The 10329-nt window shown below is 57.7% G+C and carries 4 protein-coding genes; 2 read left to right on the top strand and 2 right to left on the bottom strand.

Annotation, left to right across the window (positions count from 1 at the left end; genetic code table 11):
• Positions 1 to 2900: beta strand repeat-containing protein (locus ABIC75_RS22940; RefSeq protein WP_354016206.1), on the bottom strand; the 2900-nt coding region annotated here is incomplete at its 3' end.
• A gap of 1237 nt (positions 2901 to 4137) precedes the next feature.
• Here ABIC75_RS22940 and ABIC75_RS22935 point away from each other — a divergent pair.
• Positions 4138 to 7623: an ATP-binding protein gene (locus ABIC75_RS22935; protein ID WP_354016205.1), complete on the top strand. Its 3486-nt coding sequence runs from the start codon at positions 4138 to 4140 to the stop codon at positions 7621 to 7623.
• 1227 nt (positions 7624 to 8850) lie between these two features.
• Here ABIC75_RS22935 and ABIC75_RS22930 read toward each other — a convergent pair.
• Entirely contained in the window at positions 8851 to 9000 is a 150-nt protein-coding gene (locus ABIC75_RS22930; protein WP_354016204.1) for a hypothetical protein, read from the bottom strand.
• A 249-nt stretch (positions 9001 to 9249) separates the two neighbouring features.
• Here ABIC75_RS22930 and ABIC75_RS22925 point away from each other — a divergent pair, with 249 nt between their 5' ends.
• Positions 9250 to 10038 (top strand): hypothetical protein, encoded by a 789-nt coding sequence (locus tag ABIC75_RS22925; RefSeq protein WP_354016203.1) that lies wholly within the window; start codon positions 9250 to 9252, stop codon positions 10036 to 10038.
• The last annotated feature ends 291 nt before the right edge of the window (positions 10039 to 10329 follow it).

Below are 10329 nucleotides of genomic sequence, written 5' to 3'. Positions count from 1 at the left end.
CCGAGCGTGGTGATGCCACTGCCGATCTGCGCGATGGTGCCGGCGCCCGAGATCGCCCCACCGTAACTGAGGGCATCGGAGCGATTGAAGACCAGAGCGCCGTTGTCGGCCACGTCACTGGCGATGCTGCCCGTGGTGCCGCCATTGCCCAGTTGCAGCGCGCCGGCGCTGATCGTCGTCAGCCCCGTATACGTGTTGTTTCCCGTCAGCGTCAAAGTCCCCGCCCCGGCCTTGGTCAGCCCGCCAACACCGGAAGTGACGCCACCGAACGTGACATCAAACCCATTCGTGTCGACGATGCCACCACCGGCATTCAACGTCGTCGCGCGATTGGTGGTCAGCGCCGCCGTCGTTTGCAGCGTGCCACCATCGAAACTGAGGCCGCCTGTTGCATCACCCAAGTTCGCGTCGTCCGAGACTTGCAGGGTGCCGGCGTTGATCGCGGTGCCGCCCGTGTAAGTATTGACGCCCATCAGCACGGTGGTGCCGGCACCGATCTGGTTGACCACGCCACTGCCCGAGATGAGGCCGCCGAAGCTCGACGTGTCCGATCGGTCGAACGCCAGCGCGCCATTGTCCGTCACATCGCCAACGATGCTGCCGCTCGTGCCGCCATTGCCCAGTTGCAGCGCGCCGGCACTGATGGTGGTCCCGCCGGTGTAAGTATTGTCGGCGCCTAGGATCAGTGTGCCTGCACCCACCTTGGTTAATGCACCAGTGGTCGCACCGTCGGCGCTGACGCCCTGCAGCGTACCGGTCAACCCCGTGTCGACATTTATAGTGGAACTGCCCGTGAGCGTTATGGCATTGGTTAGCGTATGGGTGCCACCAAAATCGAGCGTCGTACCTGCCTCCATGGCGAGGTCTCCCGAGCCCAAAGCATGATCGTGCTGCACCTGCAGGGTACCGGCATCGAGTTCCGTACCTCCGAAATAGCTGTTGTCACCGCTCAGGATCAACGTACCTCCCGAACTCTTCCGCACGTCTCCGGCACCACTAATGACACCACTGAAGGTGATGAAGTTTGTGCGCGCGAAAGCCAACGTACCGTTGTCAATGACGTCACCAACGATGCTGCCCGTGAAGTTGTTGTTGCCGATTTGCAGTGTGCCCCCGGAAATCGTCGTGCCGCCGGCATAGGTATTCGCTTGGCTCAGAATCAGCGTCCCCGTGCCTGCCTTGGTCAGCGCGCCAACACCCGAGGCCTGTCCGCCGAAGGTGACATCGAACCCGTTGGTATCGACGGTTCCTTCGCCAGCGTTCAGCGTCGTCGTGCGATTCGTGGTCAGAGCGGCCGCCGTTTGCAACGTACCGCCATTGAAACTTAGACCGCCCGCCGCATTGCCCAAATTGGCGTCATTCAGGATTTGTAGGACACCGGCGTTGATCGCGGTGCCGCCCGTATAGGTGTTGGTGCCGGTGAGAACCCACGTGCCTGCACTATTGACGGTGAGCGTACCGACTCCAGAGATGACGCCGGATGCGTTGTTGGCCGCGCCGTTAAAGCTGCCACCCAGTGTCGCGGTACCGGTGATCGTCATAGCGCCACTGACAGACAAGGCACCTGAGCCGGCGTTGCTGAGCGTGCCATTGTTGATGGTCCAAATACGGTTCGTGCTGGCGCCCGTACCGATATAACTCACTGTGCCACCGGAGAGGACGTTGATGGAACCTGTGCTGCCGGCGGCGGTACCAAAGGAGCTGGCACTACCCAAATTTGCGAGCACGGGAGCAAGCACCGTCGCGCCCGAAACATTGACAACTCCTTGCCAGGTATTGGCGCCACCGAGCGTAATGCTCCGCCCGGCGGAGCCGCTAAAGGTCACGTTTTCCAGCGTGGTGGCGTCACTGATCACGCCAAGCAACGCCAGGTTCGCCCCCGTGGCATTAAAGGTTGCGTTTTGATTTCCCGTGCCCGCCATCGTGATGTTGCCGGTCAGCGTCAAGCTGCCGCTACCCGCACTGGTAAGCGTTACCGCACCTGCAGCAGGAAACTGCCATACCCAGTTGCGGTTGGAACTGCTGCCCGTGCCGGTGTAGTTCACCGTCGCGATGCCCGACGTAGGGACTACGACAACGGTACCGTTGGCCACGGTGGTGGGTGCACCCAGGGCGCTGGTCACGCCCAGATCGGCGATGGAGGAGAACGAATAGCTTCCCCCCGGGCCACCGAACTGGGTCTGGCCCGTATAGTTGTTGGCGTTGTTGGTCAGATTGACTTGCGATTGCACAACGAGCCCACCCGCGCCGGTGAATCGGGCAGAACCCGCACCTCGACCCGTCAGGGTGACGCTGCCGCTGGTGAGCGTGACCACTCGCGCGGCTGCTAAGAAGTTCGGGGTCACATTGAGTTGGGTGCCGTTGGCCATCACGATGCCGTTGCTGACGTCGCCGAGCGCACCATTGCCGTTGACGCTGAGGATGCCGCCCGTGACATTGACGCCGCCGCTGAAGGTATTGGCGCCGCTGAGCGTCAAGGTGCCGGCGCCAGCCTTGGTCAGGCCCGCCGCGCCAGCTAGGACAGAGCTGATGGTCGTGGAAACGCCGGTATTGGTTGTAACGGTCGGCGTCGCTCCGCCCAGGGTCAGGGTGTTGCCAGTCAGCGTGTAACCTGTCGTCCCGAAGGTGAGGTTATGAGCCGTGATTGGGGCGCCGAGCGTGACCGTGCCGGCCGTCCCCGCAAAGACGGCATCATCGAGATTGGCGTTGTTCCAGGCGGACACAGTGCCGCCCGTGCCGGTCGCACTACTGTTCCAGAAGGCGCTGGCGGTGTCCCACATGCCCGTACCGCCGAGGCCTGCCGTGTTGCCGTTGATATCCCAGTTTTGCGTCGCAGCCGCGGCAGGCGTCACGCCCGCGCAGAAGAGTGTCAAGCCCAAAGTTGCTAACAGGGATGTCACAAGCCGATCGTGCTCTAGTAGATGGACATCACGGCGAACGAGTGCTGCTCCTAAAGCCGTTGCTCGGCCGCCCTTCGTTGCACTCTGGAAACTGCGACTAGTCCTATTCATCCGGCGCCTCCGGGCATGTCGTACTGCCCTACTAACCTGTGGCCCAGTACTGGAACTTCCTCGTTGACCGGAAGATGCGCGAATCCGAATTGGCAAGCTGAAGACGCATATTCCGCCCGCGTACAATCGGTGACTTTCTATAGTGCTTCAGATACGCGAGATCCTCGATAACGTGAAGCTTTCAATAAGTACGTACGCGATCACATTTAAAGCGGGCAATGTCCCCAAAATTGAAAAGACTTTGCTAAAAGCAAAGTCACTGCACAGAACCAAGGATACGTAAATCTACGAATATCCATCGATAGAAGACGCAAGCCACATACTTAGTGTGGCAACCCCTACGCCGTCGGCAACCGTATAGACGCCTACCTGACATCCCCCATGTTCTAACCGCTACCGTGTTCGTAGCGTCAAACGGCAGGTTGCCACTAACCCAAGAGCTTCACCGCTCGGGCCAGTTCGTCCTTAACACCAGTCAGATGCTTCTTTCATCCGGCCACCGATGGCCGCCAAGGGTCTGTCAACGCGGCGGCGCTATCGCATTGCTAGCGATGCACTGAGCGGTAAACCCGAAGCGAGAACCTCGTCTCGATATGGTCAAGTGGTTGGACGCCGGAGCAGCTAACTCGCTGCGACTCGCTGCGCAAGCCCGGGTAGCCAAGAAGGCTGATAAACCTGCGGAGTCGACTGACATCCAAATGCTACAAAGAGAAATGCATCTGCTTCAGATGTCACGAGTACCAAGGCTGATCCCAAAAGGATCCGGCGCCACCTAAAAACAGGAGCACTACTCAGGGAGAGCACGGTGATCGGCCAGCCCTATAGCCTATGAAACAGCGCTCGCCCACCACAGAGAGCCTCGACACCGGGAACGGGCAAGCTCAGCGCAAGCGTCTGCTGAATGGGACGCCCAAGATGCGCCTTGGATCGCATAGCCGCTGCGACGCAGATTAAATCTAAAGATCACACTGCGCTTCCTTCGCGAAAGTACTTCGTGACGCCAAAAGCCTACATCGTCCGGGATAAAACCCTACAACGCGACCACAATTAGGCCTGGTCCGATATGCGCTCGATGCACCGCTTGACACTCTCGTTCCTGTTGAAAGGGTACGAAGCCGGAGCATCTGTGGACAAGTTCAATATACGGTCCCGCCTATTGAGCCATGTGGCCGTCTTTTGCGTTGCTATAGCCGCCGGCGGTATTGGCTACTACAGCATGGCCACCGGTAATGATCGCCTGCGGGGCATTTATGAAGATCACGTCGTTGCCATGGTGCACCTTGGCGATGTACTCGATAGCGCACAACAGATACAAAGCCTTCTCAACGAGAAGGTGCTAGGAGACTCCTCGACCGATGCCGCCGCATCACTGGAAGAACTCGATGGGCTTAGGGCAGAGAGAATCACATCCTGGGAGCGCTACCTAGGTAGCCACTTGCCCCAGGACGAAAGCCAGCGGATTCAAAAGGCAGAACGCGATATCAGTACGCTGGACGATGCTCTTCAACGAATGATCCACGAGTATAGGCACAACGGTCATGTTGCTGGCCTGGCGTTAGCGAAGATGCTTCCACTTAATGGCTTACTTGATGCCACCCGCGAAGACACGACCGATCTGCTCCATCTTCATGTACGCCTGGCTAGCGATGAATATGCTTCAGCGCAGCACTCCTACGCGAAGTCTCGGGTAGTTGCGTTCGGCACGATTGGACTTGGATGGCTCATTACCCTGATTGTAGTACTCGACTTTCTTAGATCATTCATAGTGCCTCTCCATCGCGCAATTGACGTTACGGAGAACATGGCGGGCGGCAACGTGGATGCCGCTATCTCGATAACTGGGGCGTCCGAGGTCGCTCGACTCCTGCGCGCGCTTGCACGTATGCAACACAATCTACGTGACATGTCGTCTGAGGTCCGTATGCAGCTCAACCGGCTGCAAGATATGTCAAATTCCTTGCCGCTCGCGGTGTTTCAGATGCGGGTATTTCCAGACGGAAGCCGCGAATATTTGTTTGTCGCCCGCAGCGTCAAGAATATTCTGGGAGTTCCGTCGACCGATCTTATGAAGGACCCGACGCTCCGTTTCCGCTATGAGCATTGCGAAGACACCGCGATGGCCCGTTCGACGCTAGCTACCTTGATTGCGCGGGTTCGATCAGGCGAAAAGGAAGCCGCTGCCCAGGTCACAACGCGAGTCTCCTTCGATGGCAAAACTCACATCGTGCTCTCCGTAGCGCATGGAACACATACCACGCCCGACGGCGCAGTCATCATCAATGGCTATTACCAGGACATCACGGACCAACGTCAGGCTCATAAACTTCTACAAGACGTGCTTGATGGCTACCCATCCGTCGTCTCAGTCAAGGACACAGAGGGACGATACCTGCTGACCAACCGTGCCTGTGATCGCACCTTCAGTCGGAGAGGCCATGCTTTGGTCGGAAAGACCGATTTCGACCATCTACCATTACATATTGCTGAAAATCTTCGTCAAATGGATAAGCATGTTCTTTCCGTACCCGAAGCCCAGCACGTGGAGTATGAGGTCCCTGTCCTCGGCGGAGAAGTTCTTCCTTTTGAAGTAGCCAAATTTCGTCTGGTCGATGAAGCAGGCAAACCTTACGGGGTTTGCACGATCGCCAGCGATATTTCCGAACGTCGGGCGGCTGAGCGCGCGCTGCGTGACAGCGAGGCATATCAAAAGGTCCTGTTTGAGTCCTCTCACGTTCCCATGATCGTTATTGATCCGATAAGCAGGGAATTTATTGACTGCAACCCAGCAGCCATAGACATCTTTGGCTACGGCAGCAAAAGCGAGGTCCTAGGAAAGACCGCTATTGACGTGTCAGCCCCGTTCCAGAGCGATGGAACCGAGTCGCTTACCGCGTTGACGGCAAGGAGACGGTCCACGCCACACCAGCAAGCATTTCTCAGCTACGAATGGCGTCACCAGCGGCCCGACGGCGAGATATGGGACGCCGTCGTGCGCGTCACAAATATGCGTCATCACGGGAAGACGCTGCTTCTAGCCACGCTCGAAGACGTTACCGTGCAAAGGCAGGCCGAACAGGCTATTCGCATAGCGAAGGAAGCCGCGGAAGACATCGCCCGGGCAAAGTCCGACTTTCTGGCGATCATGACCCATGAAATCCGGACGCCGCTAACGACCATTCTTGGCCATCTCGAGCTCCTTGGGCGATCACGTCTATCAGGGCAGGAAGGCGATCGTCTACGTATCATCGATGCGTCGTCCCGCACCCTGCTTGAACTCATCGACAGCGTTTTGGACTTCTCCAAGGTGGAGTCTGGACAATTGCGCCTGGAAGCAGCTTCCTTTGACATCGTTGAACTCGTCGAGCATCTAATGGCGATGTTCGCGCCTAGTGCGCGTAAAAAAGGGCTCTCGCTCGTCTACGCGATCCCACCCACGCTTTCGCGCTGCTACGTCGGCGATTCCGTTAGGATTCGACAGATTTTGGTCAACCTCTTGGGCAACGCAATCAAATTTACAGAGGCCGGTTCTGTAACCATGGAGCTGCACCAAGTTACCTTGAGGACGAATACCTCGCTGTTGGAATTTCACGTGCACGATACGGGCATCGGTATTTCAACGACAGTACAGAATCGATTGTTCCAACCATTTAGGCAGGCCGACACTTCGATCACACGTCGCTTCGGAGGTACTGGACTCGGGCTTGCGCTATGTAAGCGCCTCACGGCGCTCATGGGCGGCACTATCTCGCTCAACAGTACGCCCGGTATGGGCAGTACTTTCACCATATCCCTGCCTTTGCCCGCGACTGACGATCAGAAGGTGTCAAGCCAGCGTTATGCCGATCTCCCGCGCATAGCCTTTGCGACGAACGAGCCAGCATGGCAAGCATCAATCGTCCCTCACCTCCAGGCGTGGGGCGTCAGCGTGCTCGCCGTTCAAAGCATGCAGGAGCTATCCGATTCTTCTACCCCCTTACTTGTTTTCGATGGCGGCCGCCCGTGGAGTGCCGGAGAAGAAACAGCCATAATGGCCCGTACAGCTTGGATCATTCGAGCAACCGAGGACGGGTCTCAACACCCAAACGTTGATGGCAAGCGCATCGGAGTGTCGTGCTATACCATTGATGCGCTCCAAACCGCAGTAGATATCGCTCTGCTGGGCCGCCCTCTAAAAGAGCCTTCGCCAGCGCCCACGAGCAATCGCGAGTCTGGTAGATCTTCGCGGCCGGCAAGGCTTCTTGTCGTGGAAGACCATACGTTCATTCAAACGCTCTATGCGGAACAGTTCCAGATCCTCGGCTGCGCCGTCGAATTTGCTGAAAATGGAGAAGTAGCGCTAAGGAAAATCGACAACGAGTCCTACGACCTTATATTCACAGATCTCTCAATGCCGGTGATCGACGGCTATGAATTAGCCAGACGTCTTCGCACGCAAGGTGTGCGGGTCCCCATTGTTGCCGTCACCGCGCATACCGTTGCGAAAGAGGACATTGCGTCGGCAGGCATCGATGATGTGCTTATCAAACCGTTTTCGCTCGACGAAATGGATGCAATGATTCGGCGACATTCGGGGCGATGTACTAATCACGCCTCGGAAGACAACCGACTGTAGAAACGGCGCCACGCTAGATCTGTGATCAATGGCTGGTTCAGCCCCGAGTGGCTCGATGGTGCGAGATTTGTCACAGGTTAACGCGCCTTTGCTTGCGCGCCGAATGTTGGAAACGACCAGAAACCTGTCTTCATCCTTGCCGAGGCTGCGCAACCGATTGCGACGACCACAGACCGGGTAACCATAGGACGCTAGACACGCTCGACCACACGCAGGCGCTCGCCATCATCAAGCAAGATAAGGCGTATTTCACAGGGCTCTCGGCTTCTCATGGCGGGCATCCTTGCGCCAAACGCGACAAGTCCTGTAAGCCTCGCCAGGTCTTACCCAATCACCCTCATTACTCACGACACTGCCGTCCAGTTCTGGCTTTGCTTGGGTTGACCGTATTGGCGCGCTGCCGCGGCCGTGCTCGATTGGTGCCTCAGTGTCGCTTCCTGATCAAGCCCTTATCAGGATGGTGCTGCAACGCCTGTTCTGCCGCCACCTGTTCTGCCACTCCGAACTCTTGATTCTCTGCTTCACTAGCAATCCCGCCTGAGCATAGCTTTGTGACACGAGATACTCCCCCGTTCTTCGGGACTGCGTTCCAACCTCCAAAAGCCAACCGGTAAGATGCGATCCGGCACCGTGGCACTCTGCCTACAAGACAAGGAAGCACAAAGCGCGCAACAAGCTGCGTGCCCCCTTCGCAAAGGGGAGGACTGCTGTCTCTCGCCGCCGATCCCTCACCATTTGCGGAAAAAAAGATGAGTGCCACAAGAAATGATACAACCCACAACATTGGATCGAAGGCTGCATCCATTGACCGGGGTGCCTGCACGATTAATCCTGCAGCCATAAGATTATGCTGACTACAGCCTTAAACCTAAGCGCCGCTCATACAAGGCGTAGATTTATGTCCTGAAGGCCTAATTCGAACACCTGAACTTCCGGGACATCCGCGCGACTTTTTCTCGAATGACGTCACTACACTAGCCCCAATGAATACACCAGCGGATACATCGACACCGTATACCGGTCCGGAAAGACCAAAGCTAGTCCAAGCGTGTCTCAGCCGAGTCTTTCCGTAACTTCCAGCACCACCAAAAACACTCGTAGCCGCCAAACTTCCAAACCCGCCGTTAAAGACATCTGCATTCGGCACCTCGCTTTGGTCGTGAAACGACACGCTGCTCAGGCACGACGCCAGGACTATGACCATCCAAAATGGGGCGTCGTGCCAAGTCAATCCATGGGTTCGTACTTTTCCGGCAGCGTGGTGACACCCAATTCTCCTAACTCCTCCAGCGCTATCAGCGTCACGAGATGCGTGGCACTCCACGTCTTGATCGCCGCCAGGTCTGTATCGAGGTCGCGCGCCCATTGACCACTCATGGCGAGAGTCTGCATTAAGCAGCGATATCTTCTACACGCCTAGAGAAGCGCAGGCCGTCATCGAACGCTCTGGCGGTCGTCGTCGTGCGGCTAATGTAGCCGCACGCCTTGATAACTCCCTTCAAATATTGAGGCCGGCTCGCCTGGGTGTACGTATTGGATGGTTGGGCAGCGGGGGCGTACCATGGATGTTGCGTGCATCAGGGGCGGCACACTACATCCGATGGCACCTGCCGGTCGGGAGGGATCATGGAATTTGAACTGTCCGCCACTCTCTCCATGGTTGGTTTGTTTGGAGGCATGTTGCTGTCCGCCGAGATAGGGCGTCGTATCGGGTCGGCCAGAATTGCGCGCCATCCCGAAGGCCTGAGTAAGGGGATCGACGCAGCAGAGGCCGCTGTTTTCGGGCTTCTTGGGTTGCTCATTGCCTTCACGTTTTCCGGTGCATCGAGTCGGTTCGATGACCGCCGACATTTGATCTCCGCGGAGGTCAATGCGGTGGACACGGCCTATATGCGCATCGACTTATTGCCCACGGACACGCAGCCTCAGATGAGAGGCCTGTTTCGTCGGTACCTGGAAACGCGCTTGGTTGTCTATCGTGATGTCGACGACAAGGGCGCCACGACGGCCAGGCTCGATGAGACGGCAGCCCTGCAACGGGAGATATGGCGCCAAGCCTTGGCGGCATGTCATCGGGCGGACGCGGATCCGCACGCCGCGCTACTCTTGCTTCCCGCATTGAACGCGCTGATCGATATCACCGCGACAAGAACGATGGCGACCCGAGCCCATCCCCCGCTGGCCATCTATCTAATGCTCGCCGGCCTCTGTGTGCTTGCCGCCTTGTTGGTCGGCTACGACACATCACTCAATAGCGATCGAAGCTGGCTTCACACCGTGGTTTTCACGGCCACCCTGTCGCTGACGGTGTATGTGATCGTTGATATCGAGTTTCCCCGCCAGGGACTCATCCGGGTCAATGCCGCTGATCAAGCATTTTCCGACCTCAGGGCACGCATGCAATCCAGGCCGTGACGTGGTCATGCTTTTTCGTCATTGCGGTCGATGGGTAGAGGCACAGGACTCGGAAAGACCCAAAAGGGCATGAAAAGACCTTGGCGCTCTGGTCGATTTTCGGGCAGTAGCAACACTGCCTGTCACGGGGTGCTCCTCCTACCATGCGTATGTCAGCCCGACATTGGCCAGCCCACCGGTGTGGTCGCCACCGGCAGCGGCGTTGACCGCCCACTGGTAGCCGAGCTGGCCGTAAAGACTCACATGGGCGCCGAGCGTCGCCGTCACCCCGGTGGCCAGCTCCAGGCGGGT

Origin of the sequence: Dyella japonica, assembly GCF_040545895.1 — a bacterium.
Lineage (GTDB): Bacteria > Pseudomonadota > Gammaproteobacteria > Xanthomonadales > Rhodanobacteraceae > Dyella > Dyella japonica_D.
The sequence above is the reverse complement of the archived record's forward strand: the minus strand, read 5'-3'. Positions and strand labels throughout refer to the sequence as shown.